Source organism: Algibacter agarivorans (assembly GCF_039543245.1).
GTDB lineage: Bacteria > Bacteroidota > Bacteroidia > Flavobacteriales > Flavobacteriaceae > Algibacter_G > Algibacter_G agarivorans.
This window is the reverse complement of the sequence record NZ_BAABJJ010000028.1, coordinates 1-21,611: the sequence shown is the minus strand read 5'-3', so window position 1 is coordinate 21,611 and position 21,611 is coordinate 1. Positions and strand designations below refer to the sequence as shown.

Genomic DNA, 21,611 nt, shown 5'->3' with positions numbered 1-21,611 from the left:
TTAATAGATTAAGAAGGAAATTTTCCTGTTACAGTTATTCCCATCGATCTTGCTGTACCAGCAACCATTTTCATAGCAGACTCTATAGTAAATGCATTTAAATCTACCATTTTGTCTTCTGCGATGGTTTTAACCTGATCCCAAGATACTTTAGCTACTTTTTTTCGGTTTGGCTCTCCAGATCCCTTCTTCACTTTTGCAGATTCCAATAATTGAACTGCTGCTGGTGGAGTTTTGATTACAAAGTCAAATGATTTGTCTTTGTAAACAGATATAACCACTGGTAATACTTTACCTGGTTTATCTTGGGTTCTGGCATTGAATTGCTTACAGAACTCCATGATGTTAACACCTGCAGCTCCTAAAGCGGGTCCAACCGGTGGCGATGGATTCGCAGCACCTCCCCGAACTTGTAACTTAACTACTTTACCTAATTCTTTTGCCATTTTTTAATAATTTAATTTTTTGATGTTATCTCTCATTTGGAAGCGAAAGACTCATCTATCTAATGTAACACTATTATACTTTTTCTACTTGCATATAACTTAATTCTAATGGTGTTTTTCTTCCGAAAATCTTAACCATTACTTCAAGTTTACGCTTCTCTTCATTAATTTTTTCAATCGTTCCATCAAATCCATTAAAAGGACCATCAATAACTTTAACTGTTTCACCTTTTGTAAAAGGAATGGCTACATTAGCACTTTCTTCTACAGATAATTCGTCAACCTTACCTAACATTCTGTTAACTTCAGACTGTCTTAACGGCACAGGATCACCACCTTTAGTTTCACCTAAAAATCCGATAACATTAGTAACCGATCTAATAATATGAGGAACCTCTCCAGTTAAATTGGCTTGCACCATTATATAGCCTGGAAAAAACACTTTTTCTTTATGTACCTTTTTCCCGTTACGGATTTGTATCACACGTTCTGTTGGCACTAATACTTGATCAACATAATCTTGTAAACCCAAACGTTCGATTTCTCTCTCAATATAGGCTTTGATTTTGTTTTCTTGACCACTTACAGCACGAACAACATACCATTTTTTTTCACTTACCTCAGACATAAAATTTCTTTTTAAACGTTAATCCATTGAAAGTAAGCTGCTATAACTTTACTGAATACTGTATCTACACCCCAAATAGCAAGTGAGAATATAATAGAGAATACAGCAACTAAAACTGTTAAACTCTGCGCCTCTGCCCAAGTAGGCCATGCAACGTTGTTTTTTAGTTCTCCGAATGATTCTTTTATATAATTTACAATTCCAGCCATGTTGTTATTTTCTTTAAAATCTAAATTGAAATACTACTCAATTTTGTATTGCACGGGCGGAGAGACTCGAACTCCCGACACCTGGTTTTGGAGACCAGTGCTCTACCAACTGAGCTACGCCCGTAAACATAAGTCAAGGTATTCCATAAAAAATGGAATACCTTAGCTTACTATTTTATTTAAACTGTATTAGTCTAATATCTCAGTTACCTGACCTGCACCAACTGTTCTACCACCTTCACGGATTGCAAAACGCAAACCTACATTCATTGCAATTGGTTGAATTAAATCAACAGTAATAGTTAAGTTATCTCCAGGCATAACCATTTCAACACCATCAGGAAGCACAATGTTTCCAGTTACATCAGTTGTACGAACGTAGAACTGTGGACGGTAGTTGTTATGGAACGGAGTATGACGTCCACCTTCTTCTTTTTTCAAGACATAAACCTCAGCTTTAAATTTAGCATGTGGTGTTACAGAACCTGGCTTACAGATTACCATACCTCTAGAGATTTGAGATTTCTCAATACCTCTTAATAAGATACCAGCATTATCTCCAGCTTCACCTCTATCTAATATTTGACGGAACATTTCGATACCTGTAATAGTAGATGTTAATTTCTCAGCACCCATACCAATAATTTCTACAGGATCTCCAGTGTTTGCAATACCAGTTTCAATACGACCAGTTGCAACAGTACCACGACCTGTAATAGAGAATACATCTTCGATAGGCATTAAGAAAGGCTTATCAACTTCTCTTAATGGCTCTTCAATCCATGCATCAACAGCTTCCATTAATTCTAAAACTGTATCTACCCATTTTTTCTCACCGTTAAGCGCACCTAAAGCAGAACCAGCAATTACAGGGCCATTATCTCCATCGTACTCATAGAAAGACAATAAGTCTCTTACTTCCATGTCTACCAATTCGATTAACTCTTCGTCATCAACCATATCCACTTTATTCATGAATACAACCATACGAGGAATTCCTACCTGACGCCCTAATAAGATATGCTCACGTGTTTGTGGCATTGGACCATCCGTAGCCGCAACTACTAAAATAGCACCATCCATTTGTGCAGCACCAGTTACCATGTTCTTTACGTAATCCGCGTGACCTGGACAGTCAACGTGAGCGTAATGACGATTAGCTGTTGCATACTCTACGTGAGATGTATTAATTGTTATACCTCTTTCTTTTTCTTCTGGTGCATTATCAATTTGATCAAATGATCTTGCTTCAGAATAACCTGCATCAGCTAATACTTTAGTAATAGCAGCAGTTAAAGTTGTTTTACCGTGATCTACGTGTCCAATTGTACCAATGTTTAAGTGTGGTTTTGAACGATCGAAAGTTGCCTTTGCCATGTTTTTAAAATAATTTTAATCTTAGTTATATAATAATATTAGTGTATTCTGTTTTTTATACTCTTAATATAGAGCCAATGACGAGATTTGAACTCGTGACCTCTTCCTTACCAAGGAAACGCTCTACCCCTGAGCTACACCGGCATTTCACTTACGATTGCCGATTTTTGAATTACGATTCGCAAACCGCACCATGTAACTCGTAAATTAATTGAGCGAGAGACCGGGTTCGAACCGGCGACATTCAGCTTGGAAGGCTGACGCTCTACCAACTGAGCTACTCTCGCAATTCTTCAAAAATTTCAAATTCAAAATCCCAAATCCCAAAGAGATAAACAATTAAAAAAAATCAAAACCTTCAAAAGGTATTTTCAATATTTTAAATAAAAATCAAAAAAAAATTGTGGGGAGAGCAGGATTCGAACCTGCGAAGACGTAGTCAGCAGATTTACAGTCTGCCCTCGTTGGCCGCTTGAGTATCTCCCCAATTAACTTATTTCAATTTTTTTAAAGAACTTGAGCCGATGGAGGGACTCGAACCCACGACCTGCTGATTACAAATCAGCTGCTCTAGCCAGCTGAGCTACATCGGCATTTTTCTATATTTTTACACATAAAAAAAGCCCGTTATTTCTAACGGACTGCAAATGTATAGATTTTTTACTTTATTCAAAACATTTTTTGAGAAATTTTATTATAAATGTGCTCTTAATTTTTCTTTTCTCTTTTTAAGTTGTCTTTCTAATGATGCAACTGCCATATCCGCGCCTTCTTCAAAACTTTTACATTGTTTTTTTACTATTAAACTATCTCCAGGAACACTCACTCTTGCTTCAAATATTTTATTTTCTTTGTTACTCGTGTTTTCAACTTTTAAAAAAACATCAGATTTTATAACTTTATCATAAAACATATCTAATTTATCCATTCGTTGTTGAACAAAATCTATCAACTTTTGATCTGCATTAAAATTAACTGATTGTGTGTTTACTTTCATACTTCTGTTTTTGGTTAGACAATAATTTATTTTACTTTTTACTTCTAGGATGCGCATTTACATGTACTTTTTTTAATTCTGCTATACTATTATGTGTATAAACTTGTGTAGCAGCTAAACTTGAATGTCCTAAAAGTTCTTTTACAGCATTTAAATCTGCACCTTGGTTTAACAAATGAGTTGCAAAAGAGTGCCTGAGTATATGTGGACTCTTCTTAACTTTTGAAGATGCCAAACTAAAATAATCATTAATTATTCTGTAAACAAGTGTTTCATATATTTTAACGCCTTTTTTCGTTAAAAATAGGTAATCGGCATCTAAAATACATTCTAACTCATTTCTTGTTTTGAAATACTTACGTACGGTTTGCAACACTGTTTCTAATAACGGAACAATACGCTCTTTATTTCTCTTCCCTAAAACTTTTAGCGTTTTATTATCTAAACTAATACTAGTTAGTTTGAGTTCAATTAGTTCTATTCTTCTTATACCTGTTGAATAGAATAACTCAATAATTAGTTTATTGCGAATACTTTCAAAATCATCACCAAAATTTAAATCGTCTAAAACGGTTTTTACTTCTGCTTCTGAAAATGGCACTTGTATTTTCTTACTCGTTTTTAAGGCTTTGTGCTTTAATAATGGATTGAGTTTAATATCACCAATTTTTAAAAGAAATTTATAATAGGTATTTAATGCTGATACTTTTCTATTAATACTTCGGTTTGATATGCCACTTTCCACCAAAACAACTATCCAACTCCTTATTTGCGTATAATCGACCTTGTTTATTGAGTTGGTTTCGTATTCGTTTTTAATGAATTCTGAAAAAACCGTTAAATCATTTTGATAAGCCTTTACTGTCAACTTCGAATAGTTTTTTTCGAGCAGTAGATAATCCGTAAATGGTTTCAAGGACATAATTAGATAAATAGATTTTTGGACAATTAAATTTTTAGATTCTATAAGTTAAATGTACGACCTTTTTATTTAATGTTTGAGCAAAAAAAAACCCGCATAAAGCGGGATTTTTAATATTTATTGCAGATTACTAAACCTCTTCTGCATCTCTTAGCCCTTGAATGTATTGGGCTTTTTGAATTTCCACTCTACGTACAACTGAAGGTTTGCTATATTGCTTACGCTCTTGCAACTGATTTTTAACAGTAGTCTTAACAAACTTGCGCTTGTAACGTTTTAATGCTCTATCTATATTTTCTCCTTCTTTAACTGGGATTCTTAACATCGTATCTTAACCTCCTCTCTTTTAGAATTTTCAGGGTGCAAATATATAATATATTCTAAATACTACATTCAAAATTATGTTTTTTTAAGTTGCTGGCTTGTATTCTTTTTTATCTATAATGATTTTTGCAAGGATTTCACGAAGAATTTCAGAGGTTCCTCCACCAATGGGCCCTAGCCTACTATCGCGCCATAATCTAGCCATTGGATAATTTTCCATATAACCGTAACCACCCAAAAATTGAAGACACTGGTAAATTACTTCATCTGCCATTTTAGTCGACTTTAGTTTTGACATGGTTGCTTCTTTAACGACATAATCTCCTTTGCTTAACCTATAAGTTACGGAATAATTAAACGCTTTACAGATTTCCATATCGGAATACAAATCGGCAATACTGTGTCTTAAAGCTTGAAACTCATTAATAGACTTCCCAAAAGCTTTACGCTCACTCATATATTGCAATGCGTACTCTAAAGCATATTCTGCACGTGCATGTGCGTTAACGCCCATAACTAATCGCTCAAGCGAAAAGTGCTGCATGATATACCCGAATCCTTGATTTTCTTCTCCTAAGATATTGGCAATAGGGATTTTAACATTATCGAAGGCAATTTCAGCAGTATCCGATGCTCTCCATCCTAACTTATCTAATTTTGTTGCTGTAATACCAGGAGTCTCTCGATCGACTACAAAAATACTCATCCCTTTATTACCCAATTCTGGATTTGTTTTTGCAGCTACTACCAAATAATCGCTATAAATCCCATTGGTAATAAATGTTTTTGATCCGTTGACCAAGTAATGGTCTCCATTTTTAACAGCTGTAGTAAGCATACTTGCAACATCACTACCTCCAGAAGGTTCTGTAATACATAAACATCCTATTTTATCGCCAGCAATACTTGGTACTAAATAATTTTGTTTTATTGTTTCGCTCCCTTCGGCATTAAGATGCGTCATTGCCAAATAAACATGCGCCCAAATGGCGGCTGCAAAACCACCTGAATTTATTTTTTGAAGCTCCTCTTGTAATATAATCGTGTAGAAAAGATCCAGATTCATCCCGCCATAAGCTTCTGGATAGTTAATCCCAAAAAAGCCCATATCTCCAAATTTTCTCCAAATAAACCTGTCGATACGACCTTGCTTTTCCCAATTTTCAATATGTGGGACAACTTCTTTTTGCAAAAAATCTTGAAGGCTTTTTCTAAAAAGATTATGCTCTTCGGTGAAGTACATGCTATTCATAAACGCAACGTTTTTCTTTTTTTTTGTTCCATTAATTGTCTTGACAATTTATTAAAATTCAAGAACAACTTAATCGAGCGACAAATATAATTCAATTATCTCGATTTTATTTACAGGGAAGTCTTTAACTTTTGTTAATTCGCCTAACGACTTAAAACCGGATCTTAGTTGACGTTGCTCAATAATATCATGTGCTAAATCGTAGTCGATATGCTGAATGGTAACCAGCTCATCTACTGTTGCTATATTTATATTGATTTTTTGGATAAACCTTGGCGTTTTTACTGTAAAATCGTTTGTTATTTTTTCAATCACTTCGGGCGTCAATCCATATACATCTTGAAGTTGAACATCGGCAATAAAGCCTCCTTTAAATTTATTTCTGAGTTTTATAATGCGTTCAGCATAATATTCGCCAATGCCATTTACTTTTTGAAGTTGCTGAGCCGTAGCTATATTTAAATCTTGTTTTTGGGCAAATGTTTTTGGTTTATTTGTATAGGAATAATTTGAATTGGTTTTAGTATTGGTATTAGTGACCCATTCTGGGAATTTAAAATATGGAGATATGGTATTTAAAAGTGAATCTGAAACTTTAGTGACTTCCTGAAATTGCTTGGTAGAATTAATCCATTTATTTTGTTTTCTAAAGGCTAATAATCTGTCAATTTCTTCATTAGTCATTCCTAATGTTGCTCCCTTATAATCTGTTATATAATTTGGATTGAAAGGGTATGTTTTTGGTTTTCTGGCTTCAAGCTCAACTAATTTAAGCGAATCAATTTCTTTAGTGAATTTTGCTAATTCTTCTTTATTAACTTGAATGTCTTCCGTAGAGATCCCCCTAGTTATCGGGACGATTAAAAAATAAACGCATTGACACACCACAATTAATATTAACAATAAAAAAATCCCATGGCGTTGCGCTTTAGAAAACACGACATGGGATTTAAAATTTCGCATTACTCTTATTCTTTAAGTTCTATCTTTAATAGCTTTCATATATTTATTAAGTTCATCTCTAACTTTTGGTGCTAGTATCACTAAACCTACCATATTTGGCACCATCATAGCAAAAACCATAGCATCAGAAAAACCTATTACAGACCCTAAGCTAGCAGCTGATCCGATAATAACAAACAAGCAGAATAATATTTTATATGAATACTCTGCTTTTTTCGTTCTACCGAATAGGTAAGACCAACCCTGAAATCCATAATACGACCAAGATATCATAGAACTGAATGCAAACAATACGACTGCAATAGTCAAAACATAAGGAAACCAAGAAATAGCAGATTCAAAAGCTCCAGATGTTAATAAAATAGCTTGAGCATCGTTTAGAGATGCATTTTCTGCAGCAACATTTCCTGTAATAATCAATACTAAAGCCGTCATAGTACACACTACAACCGTATCAATAAATGGTTCTAATAAAGCTACCATACCTTCACTGGCTGCGTATTTTGTTTTTACTGCTGAATGCGCAATTGATGCCGAACCAATACCTGCTTCGTTCGAAAATGCTGCACGTCTAAACCCTTGAACCAATACACCTACAGCTCCACCTGCTATTCCTTCTGGGCTAAATGCACCGTTATATATTTGAGCAAAGGCATCACCAAGCATACTGAAATTAGCAAAAATCACAAATAGTGAAGCCGCGACATATATTGCTACCATAAAAGGTACAATTTTATCTGTTACTTTGGCTATTTTTTTAATACCTCCAATAATCACAATACCAACTAAAATGGCCATTACCACTCCAAAAGCCCATCCGTTTCCATGAAGAAATGAATTTTCGCCTCCTGTTATGTTTTCTACAAGCTGAAAAGCTTGATTAACCTGAAACATATTGCCGCCTCCAAAGGAACCGCCTATAACAAAAATGGCAAATAATACGGCTAAAACTTTACCTAAACCACCGAGCCCTTTAGACTTCAATCCTTTGGTTAAATAATACATGGGACCTCCATACACCGTTCCGTCATCTTCAATATCTCGATATTTTACACCAAGTGTACACTCTACAAATTTTGATGCCATCCCTAAAAACCCTGCAACGATCATCCAAAACGTGGCACCCGCACCGCCAATAGAAACTGCAATGGCAACACCAGCAATATTACCTAAACCAACAGTTGCCGATAAGGCCGCTGTTAACGCTTGGAAATGCGACACCTCCCCCTCATGTCCTTCAATTCTTATGGTGTCTGGATTATCATCTTCATCAGTAAATTTAGATTTTGAAATTTCAACTTTATGGTTAGCCCTATCTTCTAAATCATCATAATTACCTCTTACAATGTTTATAGATGTAAAAAAACCACTAAAATTTATAAATTTAAAATACACTGTAAAATATAAAGCACCCAATATTAATGGAAACAACACCCAATATATCTTAACATCCTCTGAAAAAGGAATTTGGTAAAAAACAGCGTTTACAAACCAACCTGTGGCGTTACCAAATTTCTCATCAATGATTTGATCTATACCTTTGTTGGCAGCTTCTTGAGCAAAAGTTAAAAATGGAGTTATTAAAGTGAAAATTGAAAGCAGGTACTTCTTCATAAAAAAGAATATTGGTTAGTGTTTTATTGAAATATTCGCGCTAAAAGCTAGCAAGATGCTAAAAAAAACTGATTATTTAAAACAATGGTAGTTAAAATAGCTATTTACTAATCGATGCCGTACTCGGTATTTAATGCCTCAATTTGTTCTGGTCTACCAAGAACAATAATTTTTGAATGCCTGGCAAGTTCCATGTCTGCTTCAGGATTTACCATATATTTGCCGTTTTCATCTTTATAACCAATAACCGAACATCCCGTTTTTCTGCGAAGATCTAAACCTTTTATAGTTCTAGGCTTATTGGCATCATAAAATTTTTCAACTGCAACTTCTTCAATATTGATATTAGACTTACCGACAATAGATAAATTATCAATAAATTCCATTAACCCAGGAACAACTACTAAAGAAGCCATATGATCACCTCCTATTTTATCAGGCAATATCACATTATTTGCACCAGCAAATTTTAATTTATCATAAGACGATTCATTTGATGCGCGACTAATTATATTTATTTTGCTATTTAGTTGTCTTGCAGAAAGTACCACAAACAAATTATCTGCATCGTTTGGCAATGCCGAAATAAAACAGGATGCTCTTTCCACACCTGCTGCTATTAGAGTTTCATCTTCATTTGCGTTTCCAATTACATACGGCACCTCATCCAGCTGCAAGCGCTCTTCCATTTCTTTATTCTTTTCAATAACTACAAACTGTTTCTTGTAAGCTTTCAACTTTATGGCTGCTTGCTTGCCGTTTCTTCCGTAGCCACATATTACAATGTGGTTCTTAAAACTTTCAATCATTTTTTGCATCTTTTTGTGTTTTAATTCTTCAACATTGTTTTTACTTAAAATGTATTCTGTAATTATAGATAAAGCATAACCCACAATAACAACACTCGCCAAAATTAAAAATATGGTAAAAATTTTAGACTGATCGTCAAGCGGAACGACTTCCCCAAAACCAACTGTGGTCATAGTGATAACCGTCATATAAAACGCATCGACCCATGAGTAGCCCGATATCATTTTATACCCAGTAACACCAATAAGCATAATGACAACCAATAGAAGAACAGCTGTATAAATTTTGGTCCTGAAAAATTTTATCAATGGATTCATAAATCGAAAACAGATGAGCGTTTTGTATAAACCAAATCTTTAATATGCATCCAAAAGGCCAAAAACAGATATAGCGCAAAACCAAAACCAACGGTTACAAAAGTGAGGTACATAAAAGAAGTCCGTACCACTTTTGCTCTAATACCAAATCGGTCTGCTATTCGTTGGCAAACATAATACCCATGTTTTTGGAAAAATAATAAAGGCTTGTAGATATTATTCATGCTGCAATTTAACACTTCCTTTTTTAGTTTAAAAGCATATAAGTCTATTTGTTAATAAGAGTATTACCAACCGCACATTGTAAACATTTATTTTTATTGCAGTATTCTGTTTTTAATTGAATGAATGCTTGCGAACTTAGTGCCGATTTAGATACTTTTTTCAAATTATTAAACGCATTGATAATGCTATTTTTTTCTGAATTAATAGCGTTGGCCAACTTAATTACCCCCCCATCAACCTCTTCGCCTCTTTGCTTGGCGTAACAAAACTTTAATGGAAGTATCGTATTGATTAGCAATAAATCTACAAATGATTTTGTAAGTGTTTTTGTTGATGATTTTGATTCTTTTTGAAACGTGTAATGCGTTTTCCAAAATGTAGAAGTCGATACTTTAAAAAGTTCATAAAAGCCATCTAACTGGTCTGTTTCTATAACTTTTGAAAATAAATTTTGATGTTCATGATACAAACTTGCTAATTGCGATAATCTGATAGTTGGAAAATTTGGTGGACGTAATCTAAAAAACTGAATGGGTAATACTTGATTGTTTTCTAGTTTAAATTTTTGCTTTAGAAATTGATACTCTTTTGCCAAACTTAAATAATAGGCGCCTTCAATATCTTGTTCTAAAAAACCTGCTTGCCCAAATAATAGTGCTTCTAGAGCCTGCTGATTGGATTGCGTCTTCCTTACTATCGAAAAATCGATAGACTGCGCTAAACTAAAAAACGATTCGCCATTTACCTTAAGTCCAAAGTTTTTAACTAGCATTTTAAACAAAACCGCTTCCCAATCGTTTTCTGATTCTTGCAAAAGCGTTTCAATGGTTTTTGATTTTCGTTCTAAACGCTCAAAATACAAACGTTCTAACCAATTATCTAAAACAAAATCGTCTATTGACCCAAAATCATTTTCACAATTAATCCATTTGTTTTGTTTAGAAAATAGCTTTTCGTAATTATTTAAAAGTCCTGCATCTGTAAAATCCTTAAGCTGTAATGTTGGAATTGTTGTATTATCTTTTCTAAAAACTTCAATATCATGTTCCCATACCACATGCAGAATGACATTATCATAAGCTTTATCTTGTTCGTGGTTATGCAAAAACCAATCGGATGATTTGATGTGGATTTCTACATTTCCAGCCCAAAGCTGCTCGCCTATTTTAAGTTTTGCATTAAAAAAATCTGGTCCCGAATTAAAATTATGCTGCCCTACTTGACTAACTAAAATAGATTCATCTGCTGTTGTTTTCAATTTACTAATCTCAATTTTTTTATGTTTCCAGATGTAATGTAGAAAGTCTTCTTGCATGCAACTAAAATATAAAAATATTAGTCTTATTCCTTTAAAGTTGTATAAATTTGGGGAAACTTTTCGATGGAAGAATTAACACTTACAACACCGGCCCTTTTATTTTCAGCAATATCATTAATTATGCTAGCCTATACCAATAGGTTTATAGCCTACACTGCTGCAATTAGGGATTTATATGATAAGTATCAAAAAAATCATGATGAGCGTTTTTTTAAACAAATTAAAAACATAAAGCATCGTTTATACCTTACCAGATACATGCAAATATTGGGCATTACCAGCTTATTGTTTTGTGTACTGACTATGTTTTTAATTTACATACAGCAAAATACCATTGCAGTTTGGGTTTTTGGTTTAGCGCTAATTTTATTAATTGCTTCGCTATCGCTTTTAATTGTTGAAATTCAAATTTCTGCTAAAGCTTGGGAGCATCATATTAAAGATATTGATAATAGGTGATATTTGAAATATAGAGCACTTAACTTTGCAAAAAAAACTCCAACTATCTTAGTTTAACAACCGATAAAGTTTACTTGTGCCGTCCCAATAGTTACAGGGACAGCGCAGGAAAACTATCAAAAAAAAAGGATATAAGTACACTGAAAAACAACACTGAAAATGAGATAAGTCAATATTCAAAAAAGAGATAAAATAAAATATATTTTTTACCAATTTTAAGTAATTTAATTTTTCACATATTAGTAGTAACAGATCAGTGTAAAATTATCATATCAGGTCTAAAAATGCATCATAGACATCCTTTATAACAATATATTAAAATATTACAAATCAGATTATAAAGCTGATTTTTACATAAATTTTCAACTAACCTTATAAAAAATCACAAAAATAAAATGAATTTCAACACCATTATCATTTCGTTTTATTTTAATTTCCAAATATTATTTCCACATTACTGTAACGTTTTAAAACATTAGGCTACTTACATTATAACTAAACCATCAGATTGAATAAAGAACTAAAACATAGTTTTGTTGAATTGCTAGAAAAGCATCAAAATATTGTACACAAAGTTTGCCGTTTGTATACTAATAATTACGATGCTCATAACGATTTATTTCAAGAAATAACCATTCAACTTTGGCGCGCCTATCCTAAATTTAGAGGCGATGCTAAGTTCAGTACATGGATGTATCGTGTAGGTTTAAATACCGCAATTACCTTATACAGAAAATCTAAACGAACTATTAAAACTCAAGATTTTGAAGGTGTTTCTTTTAAAATAAAAGCGGAAAATTATGATGATACAGAAGAACAACAATTAAAAGTACTATACAAGGCTGTACATCAATTAAACGATATTGAAAAAGCACTTGTCTTTTTATATTTAGAAGACAAGGACTACAGAGAAATTAGCGAAACCATGGGAATTAGCGAAGTGAATGCGCGCGTGAAAATGAGCAGGATCAAAACCAAACTTAGAACCATACTAAATCCGTAAAATTATGGATGAATTAGATTTATTGAAAAAAGACTGGAATAAGCAACCAGAAAACAAAAAGCTATCGGTAAAGGAGATTTACCCGATGCTCCATAAAAAGTCGTCTTCTATTGCAAAAACACTGTTTTATATAAGTGTAGCAGAGCTTGTCTTTTGGATTTTAATAAACACCATTCCTTATTTTTCCTCTACGAACTATAGGGAACGCTTAAATTCCGTTTTCAATGAAGACGCACTAACTGGCTTAACCATTTTTAGTTACGCCGTTATTTTGCTTTTTATCTACTTGCTTTTTAAATCTTACAAAGCCGTTTCCGTTACCGACAATGCTAAAAAATTAATGAAAAGCATTATCTATACACGAAAAATCATCAGGTATTATGTTATCTACAACCTCGTTATGGTATTCATATCCTCAGCAATAGCCATAGTTTACGCCATCAACCACGACCCAAAACTTGCTAATATCCATGATTTTAGCGACAAACAATTAGCCATTTTTACGGTAATATCAATTGTAATTGTTGGCGTGTTCATGATTATCATCTGGTTGTTCTATAAACTAATTTACGGATTGCTTTTAAGACGCCTAAACCGTAATTACAAAGAACTTGAAAAATTGGAAGTGTAGATTATTTGGGCGTTACCACAAGGGTCGGGCTTTTCGCTATATCTTTTTAAAGCGTCATAGCGAGGCGTGTGCGCCGTGGCTATCTGTTAATTTTTAGTAAGCCTCTAAAACAGTTTTCTTAAGTTTAAAAAGGATGCCACTTCAATCCCTAACGCAAAAATCTTGAACCTCAACAACATCGCCAGTTTTCATGTTACCAGTTACAGTCTTACCTACCCTAACCCGAACCAAACGCAAGGTTGGAAACCCAACTGCTGAAGTCATTTTCCGAACTTGCCGAAACTTCCCTTCGTTTAAAGTAACCGAAACCCAAGATGTAGGGCCATGTCTGTCATCTCTTATTTTTTGCTTTCGTAAGGGCAAATCTGGAATAACTTCTAACTTAAAAGCCTTACAAGGTTTGGTTTTGTACTTTCTGCCTTCAAAACCTATTTCCACACCTGTTTTTAACTGCTTTATAGCGTCTTCAGAAATAGCACCATCCACTTGCGCATAATACTCTTTTTCAACTTTTTGACTGTTTACAAAATCGCTCATTTTCCCATCGGTTGTGAGCAATAATAAACCTTCAGATTTTTCATCTAAGCGACCAATAGCCATAATACCCTCTGGAAAATCATGAAGTTCTCCTAAAAAATTTTTAGATTTTTGCTGTTTGGAATTACTATAAAACTGACTTAAATACCCGTAGGGTTTGTAGATTATAAAATGTCTATGATTTGTTTTAAACGTCTCCATTCAAAATACTATAAACCAATGCCTTGGTTGGTTTTTGCCCACTCATTTTAACCCTAACAGTTTCAAAAGTCATTTTAAAATCGCATCCCGATTTGTACGCACTGCAACCATAAGCCCTTTTTCCTTTTATAACCGTTCCCTTTTTGCATTTTGGACAAGCCAATGCATCTGTCTTCGCCTTGCCATTTGCAGACGCAGCAGCCTTTTTATGCTCTAATTTCAATTTGAAATTATCATCAAAACGTAGCAAGCCTTCAACAGTCCCTAAATCCGTTTTAAAGCCTTTTAAATTTACTGTAGATCCTTTTTGAAGCAATCTAACAAACTGTTTTTCTGATATTTTTTTTCCACCAAAACTAAACGGCATTACAAAATCACAGCCCGATTTATAAGCGCTACAGCCATAAGCCGTTTTACCCTTTAAAAGCTGTCCCTTTTTACATTTTGGACAAACCTCAGCCAAAACACCTGCTTGTTTTTTTACTGTTGCTTTAGCGGCTCTATTTTTAATGACTGTAGCTTGCGATATATTGGCACGTTTGGTTTCACTTCTAACTTCATAAACCAAAGCATCTACCATACGTTTCATGTTCTTAATGAATGCGCCTGCTGTAAATTCGCCTTTTTCAATATCTTTTAACTGTTTTTCCCAAGAGCCAGTAAGTTCAGCAGATTTTAATAAATCGTTCTGAATCGTATCTATCAACTGAACACCTGTTACCGTTGGCAATACCTGCTTTTTATTTCGTTTTATATACTTCCTCCTAAAAAGCGTTTCAATAATATTGGCACGTGTGGATGGTCGTCCAATACCGTTTTCCTTCATTAAATCGCGTAATTCTTCATCATCAACCTGTTTACCTGCGGTTTCCATAGCACGCAATAATGTTGCCTCAGTAAACTGATTTGGCGGTTTAGTTTCTTTTTCTAAAAAAGAAGGTTCGTGCGGGCCTTTTTCACCTTTTACAAAAGTTGGCAACATACCCGATTCCTTTTCTTTAGCATTAGGGTTTTCGAAAACTACTCGCCAGCCTTTTTCTAAAATTTCTTTGCCTGTGGTTTTAAAAACCACTTTAGCAGCACTTCCCAAAACTGTAGTGTTTGACACTGTACAGTCATCATAAAACACTCCAATAAAACGCTTTACAATAATGTCGTAAACCTGCTGCTGATTGTACTGCAAATTAATTTGAATACCCGTTGGAATTATAGCGTGGTGATCGGTTACTTTTTTATCGTTAAAAACTTTAGAAGATTTTTTTATTTTCTTTCCTAAAAGCAGCTGCGTTAAGCTTGAATAATTCGTTAATTTTTGAAGAATCCCATGCACTTTTGGGTACACATCATTTGGTAAAAACGTAGTATCAACTCTCGGGTAGGTTACTACTTTTTGTTCATATAGTTTCTGAACAATCTTCAAGGTTTCATCTGCCGAAAATCCAAACTTCGTATTACAATACACCTGTAAACCCGTTAAATCAAAAAGTTTTGGCGCATATTCCTTTCCTTTCTTCTTAGTAATCGCTTGAATTTCAAAATCACTTTCCTTTACTTTATTGGCTAAAACCTCTCCGTCTTCTTTTTTAAGAAAACGACCTTCTTCATAGCTAAAAAGCGTATCTCGGTATAGGGTTTGTAATTCCCAATACGGTTGTGGTTTAAAGTTTTCTATGTCTTTAAATCGATTTACCACCATAGCCAACGTTGGTGTTTGCACGCGACCAACAGACAGTACTTGTTTGTAACCACCATGCTTTACAGTGTATAATCTCGTGGCATTCATACCTAATAGCCAATCGCCAATGGCTCTAGAAAATCCAGCGTAGTATAAATTATCGTAATCTTTTGATGGCTTTAAATTTTGAAAGCCTTCTTTTATAGCTTCGGTAGTTAATGATGAAATCCATAAACGTTGAACTTCCCCCTTGTAATTGGCTTCATTCATCACCCAGCGCTGAATGAGCTCTCCTTCTTGCCCGGCATCACCACAGTTTATAACTACTTTGGCTTTATCAAATAAACTTTTTACAATGTTGAATTGTTTTTGAATGCCTGAATTTGAAACCACTTTGGTTTCAAATTTTTCTGGAAGCATGGGTAGGTTATTTAAATCCCAACTTTTCCAATAAGGTTTATAATCATTGGGTTCTTTTAGGGTGCATAAATGTCCAAAGGTATATGTTACCGCGTAACCGTTACCTTCATAATAGCCATCACGTTTTGTGTTTGCTCCTAAAACAGTAGCAATTTCGCGGGCAACACTTGGTTTTTCAGCTATACAGACTTTCACTTTTATAAATTGGATTTATTCATTATTGAATCTGCAAAATAGAAATTTTGAATAGCATTTTGAAGTCGAGTTGTTAGGAGTTATTAACGAATTTTGAAAAGTGCATAAATACTTTTTTTAGGTTCATTTAACTTTTTTAGATATACGAGGTTAATCAGCTTAAGTTTACTTATTTTAAGTTCATAGCGTTGATTTCTAGGGCAAACCCATACTTTATAAAAAATGCCACATCCCAATAGCTATCGGGAACACTTGTTTTTCTCTAGCATGGATTGACACAAAAAATATGAATCCCAATTTTTAAAAAATCTATAGATTGTTTATTCGTGATAATTATATTTTCACCTATCCTTAATTTTATTCATGGATTAGTGGCAAAAACAACTCTAAAATAAAAGCGTAATTTTGTCCTGAATTAGTCTTTTTCAATAACGCTTAATGCCAAACGGATTTTAAAATAATCGACAGTTTCATTAAAATATTCAAAATATGGTCTTAATGCTTTTGGAGAATCCAGAGCTTTTTTTGCCTTTTGCACGGCTTCCACATCACTCTTAGTAACAAAATCGTATATGTTTATCTTTTTTCCTGTACTATACAACTTCGCTATATGGGAATAAATTGTTGTTACATTTAATTTTCTTTGCACCGCAATTTCCTCAATAGATAATCCCGTTTTATAGAGCTCGTAAGTTACCGTATAGGTATCTCCCTTTTTTTGTTTTTTAACTTTAGAACCCATAAAATTCATGATTTCGGCCATAAATTCATCCCCATAAACTTCTAACTTGCGCTGCCCAACACCACTAATACTTAAAAACTCGCTTTCACTTAATGGGCGTTCGCGCTCAATTTCTTTTAAAGTGGCATCGCTAAAAACTAAATATGCCGGAATACCTTCTTCTGAAGCAATTTTATAGCGTAACTGTCGGAGTCGTTCAAATAAATTACTGGTAGCTGATTTTGCTTTAGATGTTGTTTTCGTTCTTTTTAATCGTGACCTTTTCTCTTTAACAACAGGTTTAATTTCAGTAACAACTATAGGTTTAGTTAATGCCACTTTCGCTTCTTTAAACAACACTTGGTTAGAAAACTCTGTAAGTTGTAATGCATTATTTTTATGAAATGCTATTTCGCAAAACCCTTGATTTATTAGCTGAATAACAAAATGCTGCCAATGTTTCCAAGATATATCCTTACCAATTCCAAACGTAGAGACCTCTTGATAGCCTTTTGATAAAATTGCTGCATTTTGCGCCCCACGAAGCACATCAATAATAATACCCATGGCCTCCTTCTGTTTTAAACGATATATTGCCGATAGAATTTTTTGAGCAATAATAGTCCCATCAAAAAACTGAGGCGGATTTTTACAAACATCGCAATTACCACAGTTACCGCCTAGTAGCTCGCCAAAATAACCCAACAAAATTTTTCGGCGGCAAGTTGTGGCTTCCGAAAATTGTTTCATTCTATCTAATTTCGCGATTTGCACCGCTTCATTAGATGTTCCGCTTGCAAAATTTTGCAACTGAATAACATCGGCATAACTATGAAATAGTAAAGCATGCGATTTTAATCCATCTCGACCTGCACGTCCAATTTCTTGATAATAACCTTCAATGTTTTTAGGCATATTATAATGCACTACCCATCGCACATTCGATTTATCTATGCCCATACCAAAAGCAACAGTTGCGCAAACAATTTGGGTTTTATCATGTATAAAAGATTCTTGCACTTTGGAGCGTTTATCAAAATTTAAACCCGCATGATAGGATTCGGCAGGAATACTGTTGGCCTTTAATTTTTTAGCCAATTGCTCCGTGGTTTTTCGGCTTAAGCAATAAATAATACCCGATTGATTTGGCCTCGTTTTTATAAACTTAATAATTTGAGAAATCCTGTTATTAGCCGGACGCACTTCTAACCCAATATTTTCTCTGTCGAAGGATGACATAAACCTTTGCGCATCTTCTATGCGCAGTTGTTTAACAATATCTTCGCGCGTGGCTTTATCGGCAGTTGCCGTTAATGCAATAAATGGGATGTTTGGAAGGGTGGTTTTTAAAAAGCCTAGTTGCTGATATGATGGTCTAAAATCGTGACCCCAAGATGAAATGCAATGTGCTTCATCTATCGCCACGCAGCTGATATACTTTTCAGTTAAAATGTTTTGTAATGCTGCCAAGCTTTCTGGGGCAACATAAAGCAATTTTATTTCTGCTCGAATAACATGTTCTATAATAGCAAATTGTTCTTCGCTACTTTGACTGCTGTTAAAAAAAGATGCTGGAATTCCATTGGCATTCAAACCATCAACCTGATCCTTCATTAAGGCAATTAAAGGCGATATTACAATGGTTACCCCTTTAAAAGATAAGGCAGGAAGTTGGAAGCAAATAGATTTACCGCCACCTGTTGGCATAATAACCAAGCAGTCTTTTTTATTCAGTACAGCCTCAACAATATCTTGCTGATTCGCTCTAAAACTATCATAACCAAAATAGTTTTTTAAATTTAAAAATACTTGGTTTTTAGTAGCTTCTACTGGCATTAATTTAAGTCTAAATAGTAAACATTAAAAGCATTATGTTTACCATTTACGCTTTTTATTCAACTCTTCAAGTGCAGCAAGTTCCTTTTGCGGAATTACTTTTAAGAAAGACGGATGTTGCTCGATAGCGTATTCTATTCTTTTAACAATGTCGTCCGTACTTTCATTTTCGTAATCAATATCTAAAGGTGCTTTAATTTCAAAGGATTGAAGAATGTTTTTCTTTTTAATACGCAGTCCTTTTTTATCGAACGACCTACGAAAACCATCAATAACAATAGGCACTACAATGGGTTTATAACGTTTAATTATATGCGCAGTTCCTTTTCTAATAGGCTTAAACGGTGTGGTTGTTCCCTGTGGAAAGGTAATTACCCAACCATCTTCAAGTGCTTTTCCTATGCTAGAAATATCACTCATTTTCACTTGCCTATTCACATTCTGCCCTTCGGACCTCCAAGTACGTTCTATACTAATAGAGCCCATATACGCCAGAATTTTTGGCAATAAACCCGCTTTCATCGTTTCTTTAGCTGCAACGTAATAAATATTTAACTTAGGGTTCCATAAGTAGCCTATATTTTTAATAGAATCTGTACGACCACTTAAACTAGCATTAAACACATGAAACATAGAAACCACATCGGCAAAATACGTTTGATGGTTTGATATAAAAAGCACATTGGTATCTGGTAAATCTTTAATAATTTCAGAACCTTCTATCTGCAATTCATTAAAACCCCTAAAACGCCTGTGTGTAAGCGCACCAAAGATTCTAATAAGCCATTTTTTTAAAAATAATATGTGTCCGAATGGATTTCTTTTGAACAATCCCATAAATCACGCGTCAAATTGGTTAGTTATAATACTCAATGTAAACAAATTTCTCATAATGAGTATGCAAATGTAACAAATCTACAAATTACATAAGTTGTTTTAGCATGTCTTTAATTTCACTTAGCATCATAGCCGTTGCACCCCAAACTACATAATCGTTTAATTTAAAAGCAGGAACCTCAACATCAACACTGTATGATGTCGCTACTTTTCTCACAACAAGAGATTCGTCGTCTAAAAAATGACGCAAGCTTACTTCTATAATATCTTCAACTTCTTGGTCTTGTTTTATGAACTGTGGTGTGCTTTTGGAGATTCCAACAAACGGTTGCACATAAAAATTGCTCGGCGGTATATACACTTGAGATATTTTCCGAATCACTTCAATAGTGCTTTTAGGCACACCAATCTCTTCAAAAGTTTCTCTTAATGCCGCCTCTTGCAATGAGACATCATGAGCTTCTAATTTACCTCCAGGAAATGCCACTTGTGCAGAATGAACACCTCTATAAGTATTTCTAAGAATTAAAACAAGCTTAGTTTGCTGGTCGATATCTGGGTAAAATAAAGCCAAAACACCAGCGTGCTTGGCTTTATTTATGGCTTCTTTTTGCTGTGTCAAGAGTTCTCTACGAAACGGCGGCACCATTTTAAAGTGAGATGCTTCGGCTGGGAGCGGTATATTTTTTATTTTTGATAACGATTTTAAAAATTCATCAAAATTCATTGATATGCGTATTGTATTGCTTTTATGTTTCTTTTTTTTATTTCTGAATTGTGAAGATAAACAATCTAAGAAGAAAACCATATCCGATTCTGAAGTACAAAAATCGACTAAAAAAGAAACTATTACATATTCTAATGAAGAACCTGAGCGCGAATTCCCTAAGCTAAATTCTAAAAGCGCTATGGATTTTTTTCTGGAATACGACAAACACCACAAAGAGAACAAAGTGCGTATGACTACAGATTTTGGAACCATTGATATTTTATTGTATAATGAAACAAAATTCCATCGTTCTAATTTTATCTTTTTAACTAAACAGAAGTATTTTAACGACACGCAATTTTACCGAGTAATTGATAATTTTATAGTACAAGCCGGTAATAGCGATGATAAAAAAACGGCTAGAAAACGTGCCCATATAGGGAAATATTTATTACCCGCAGATACGAAACGAGGTTTTAAGCATGATAGAGGTGTGATTTCCATGCCCAGTAGCGACATTGATAACCCACACAAATTAGCATCGCCATTTGAATTTTTTATTGTCTGCCAAAAAGGTGGTGCACATTTTTTAGATGGTGATTATACTATTTTTGGTCGCGTAATTCGAGGTATGGATGTCGTTGATAAAATTGCTGCTGTAGAAACCGAGGAAGGTGATTGGCCTTTAGTAAATATTTTTATTCGGAATGTGGAGATTATTGAATAGTTCTATTTAAGCTATCTATTTTTTTTATAGTTTAGCATTCAAGTAAAAAACCACCGTTAAAAACGGTGGCTTTGGTTTTCAGATTAGACCCAAAGGGTCATAACACTCATTTTGAATCATGATGCTCCTGATATTTTACATATCGTCTTATCATAGCTTCATCTAAGCCTACTGTGCTTACAAAACAACCTCTTGACCAAAAATGATTGCCCCAGTAAGGTTTCTGCTTTAAATTTGGATAGGTTTTAAAAAGTTTGA

The 21,611-nt window shown here is 34.2% G+C and carries 23 protein-coding genes and 5 tRNA genes; 4 read left to right on the top strand and 24 right to left on the bottom strand.

Features of this window, described 5'->3' with window-relative positions:
* Positions 1-8: 8 nt before the first annotated feature.
* The 18 genes from rplK to ABD935_RS08990 form a co-directional block, all read right to left on the bottom strand.
* Positions 9-446, bottom strand: coding sequence for a 50S ribosomal protein L11 (gene rplK / locus ABD935_RS09075; protein ID WP_271559721.1), 438 nt, complete (start codon positions 444-446; stop codon positions 9-11).
* A 73-nt stretch (positions 447-519) separates the two neighbouring features.
* Positions 520-1,074, bottom strand: coding sequence for a transcription termination/antitermination protein NusG (nusG, locus tag ABD935_RS09070; RefSeq protein ID WP_345191575.1), 555 nt, complete (start codon positions 1,072-1,074; stop codon positions 520-522).
* 11 nt (positions 1,075-1,085) lie between these two features.
* Positions 1,086-1,283 (bottom strand): preprotein translocase subunit SecE, encoded by a 198-nt coding sequence (gene secE / locus ABD935_RS09065; protein WP_345191574.1) that lies wholly within the window; start codon positions 1,281-1,283, stop codon positions 1,086-1,088.
* 51 nt (positions 1,284-1,334) lie between these two features.
* Positions 1,335-1,407: transfer RNA gene (locus tag ABD935_RS09060), tRNA-Trp, on the bottom strand.
* 65 nt (positions 1,408-1,472) lie between these two features.
* Positions 1,473-2,660, bottom strand: coding sequence for an elongation factor Tu (tuf, locus tag ABD935_RS09055; protein ID WP_345191573.1), 1,188 nt, complete (start codon positions 2,658-2,660; stop codon positions 1,473-1,475).
* Positions 2,661-2,732: 72 nt separating this feature from the next.
* A tRNA-Thr gene (locus tag ABD935_RS09050) sits at positions 2,733-2,804 on the bottom strand.
* 70 nt (positions 2,805-2,874) lie between these two features.
* Positions 2,875-2,947 (bottom strand) — tRNA-Gly (locus ABD935_RS09045).
* A gap of 117 nt (positions 2,948-3,064) precedes the next feature.
* Positions 3,065-3,146: transfer RNA gene (locus ABD935_RS09040), tRNA-Tyr, on the bottom strand.
* Between the two features lie 33 nt (positions 3,147-3,179).
* A tRNA-Thr gene (locus ABD935_RS09035) sits at positions 3,180-3,253 on the bottom strand.
* 101 nt (positions 3,254-3,354) lie between these two features.
* The gene (gene hpf / locus ABD935_RS09030) at positions 3,355-3,657 is read right to left on the bottom strand and encodes a ribosome hibernation-promoting factor, HPF/YfiA family (RefSeq protein WP_345191572.1); all 303 of its coding nucleotides are present in this window, start codon (positions 3,655-3,657) and stop codon (positions 3,355-3,357) included.
* A 31-nt stretch (positions 3,658-3,688) separates the two neighbouring features.
* Positions 3,689-4,579, bottom strand: coding sequence for a tyrosine-type recombinase/integrase (locus tag ABD935_RS09025; RefSeq protein WP_345191571.1), 891 nt, complete (start codon positions 4,577-4,579; stop codon positions 3,689-3,691).
* A gap of 130 nt (positions 4,580-4,709) precedes the next feature.
* Positions 4,710-4,904: a 30S ribosomal protein S21 gene (gene rpsU / locus ABD935_RS09020; protein WP_345191570.1), complete on the bottom strand. Its 195-nt coding sequence runs from the start codon at positions 4,902-4,904 to the stop codon at positions 4,710-4,712.
* 84 nt (positions 4,905-4,988) lie between these two features.
* Entirely contained in the window at positions 4,989-6,155 is a 1,167-nt protein-coding gene (locus tag ABD935_RS09015) for an acyl-CoA dehydrogenase family protein (RefSeq protein WP_345191569.1), read from the bottom strand.
* 69 nt (positions 6,156-6,224) lie between these two features.
* Positions 6,225-7,118 (bottom strand): ComEA family DNA-binding protein, encoded by an 894-nt coding sequence (locus ABD935_RS09010; RefSeq protein ID WP_345191567.1) that lies wholly within the window; start codon positions 7,116-7,118, stop codon positions 6,225-6,227.
* A 12-nt stretch (positions 7,119-7,130) separates the two neighbouring features.
* Positions 7,131-8,732: an alanine/glycine:cation symporter family protein gene (locus ABD935_RS09005; RefSeq protein WP_345191566.1), complete on the bottom strand. Its 1,602-nt coding sequence runs from the start codon at positions 8,730-8,732 to the stop codon at positions 7,131-7,133.
* A gap of 107 nt (positions 8,733-8,839) precedes the next feature.
* Positions 8,840-9,859, bottom strand: a complete 1,020-nt coding sequence (locus tag ABD935_RS09000) for a potassium channel family protein (RefSeq protein ID WP_345191564.1) — start codon at positions 9,857-9,859, stop codon at positions 8,840-8,842.
* On the bottom strand, positions 9,856-10,083 hold the full coding sequence (locus tag ABD935_RS08995) for a PspC domain-containing protein (protein WP_339896308.1): 228 nt from the start codon (positions 10,081-10,083) through the stop codon (positions 9,856-9,858). Before ABD935_RS08995 ends, ABD935_RS09000 begins: the two co-directional genes overlap by 4 nt.
* A gap of 44 nt (positions 10,084-10,127) precedes the next feature.
* On the bottom strand, positions 10,128-11,399 hold the full coding sequence (locus ABD935_RS08990; protein ID WP_345191563.1) for a DUF2851 family protein: 1,272 nt from the start codon (positions 11,397-11,399) through the stop codon (positions 10,128-10,130).
* 66 nt (positions 11,400-11,465) lie between these two features.
* Here ABD935_RS08990 and ABD935_RS08985 point away from each other — a divergent pair, with 66 nt between their 5' ends.
* The 3 genes from ABD935_RS08985 (at position 11,466) to ABD935_RS08975 (ending at position 13,495) form a co-directional block, all read left to right on the top strand.
* Positions 11,466-11,861, top strand: a complete 396-nt coding sequence (locus ABD935_RS08985; protein ID WP_345191562.1) for a DUF2721 domain-containing protein — start codon at positions 11,466-11,468, stop codon at positions 11,859-11,861.
* A gap of 508 nt (positions 11,862-12,369) precedes the next feature.
* Entirely contained in the window at positions 12,370-12,864 is a 495-nt protein-coding gene (locus tag ABD935_RS08980; RefSeq protein WP_345191561.1) for an RNA polymerase sigma factor, read from the top strand.
* Positions 12,865-12,868: 4 nt separating this feature from the next.
* Positions 12,869-13,495, top strand: a complete 627-nt coding sequence (locus ABD935_RS08975) for a hypothetical protein (protein WP_345191560.1) — start codon at positions 12,869-12,871, stop codon at positions 13,493-13,495.
* A 141-nt stretch (positions 13,496-13,636) separates the two neighbouring features.
* Here ABD935_RS08975 and ABD935_RS08970 read toward each other — a convergent pair whose 3' ends face one another.
* From ABD935_RS08970 to ABD935_RS08950, 5 genes are all read right to left on the bottom strand, one after another.
* Complete coding sequence (locus tag ABD935_RS08970) at positions 13,637-14,233, bottom strand: pseudouridine synthase (protein WP_345191559.1); 597 nt, start codon at positions 14,231-14,233, stop codon at positions 13,637-13,639.
* Positions 14,220-16,523, bottom strand: coding sequence for a type IA DNA topoisomerase (locus ABD935_RS08965; protein ID WP_345191558.1), 2,304 nt, complete (start codon positions 16,521-16,523; stop codon positions 14,220-14,222). The genes ABD935_RS08970 and ABD935_RS08965 overlap by 14 nt, the downstream gene beginning before the upstream one ends.
* Before the next feature lie 415 nt (positions 16,524-16,938).
* Positions 16,939-19,080 carry a DNA helicase RecQ gene (gene recQ, locus ABD935_RS08960; protein WP_345191557.1) on the bottom strand — a complete coding sequence of 714 codons (2,142 nt, stop codon included), beginning with the start codon at positions 19,078-19,080 and terminating at the stop codon, positions 16,939-16,941.
* 39 nt (positions 19,081-19,119) lie between these two features.
* On the bottom strand, positions 19,120-19,917 hold the full coding sequence (locus tag ABD935_RS08955; protein WP_345191556.1) for a lysophospholipid acyltransferase family protein: 798 nt from the start codon (positions 19,915-19,917) through the stop codon (positions 19,120-19,122).
* Positions 19,918-20,002: 85 nt separating this feature from the next.
* On the bottom strand, positions 20,003-20,644 hold the full coding sequence (locus ABD935_RS08950) for an NUDIX hydrolase (RefSeq protein WP_345191555.1): 642 nt from the start codon (positions 20,642-20,644) through the stop codon (positions 20,003-20,005).
* A 4-nt stretch (positions 20,645-20,648) separates the two neighbouring features.
* Between ABD935_RS08950 and ABD935_RS08945 the strand changes: the two genes are divergently transcribed.
* Positions 20,649-21,353, top strand: a complete 705-nt coding sequence (locus ABD935_RS08945; RefSeq protein ID WP_345191554.1) for a peptidylprolyl isomerase — start codon at positions 20,649-20,651, stop codon at positions 21,351-21,353.
* 106 nt (positions 21,354-21,459) lie between these two features.
* Here ABD935_RS08945 and ABD935_RS08940 read toward each other — a convergent pair.
* Positions 21,460-21,611: transposase (locus ABD935_RS08940; protein WP_345191648.1), on the bottom strand; the 152-nt coding region annotated here is incomplete at its 5' end.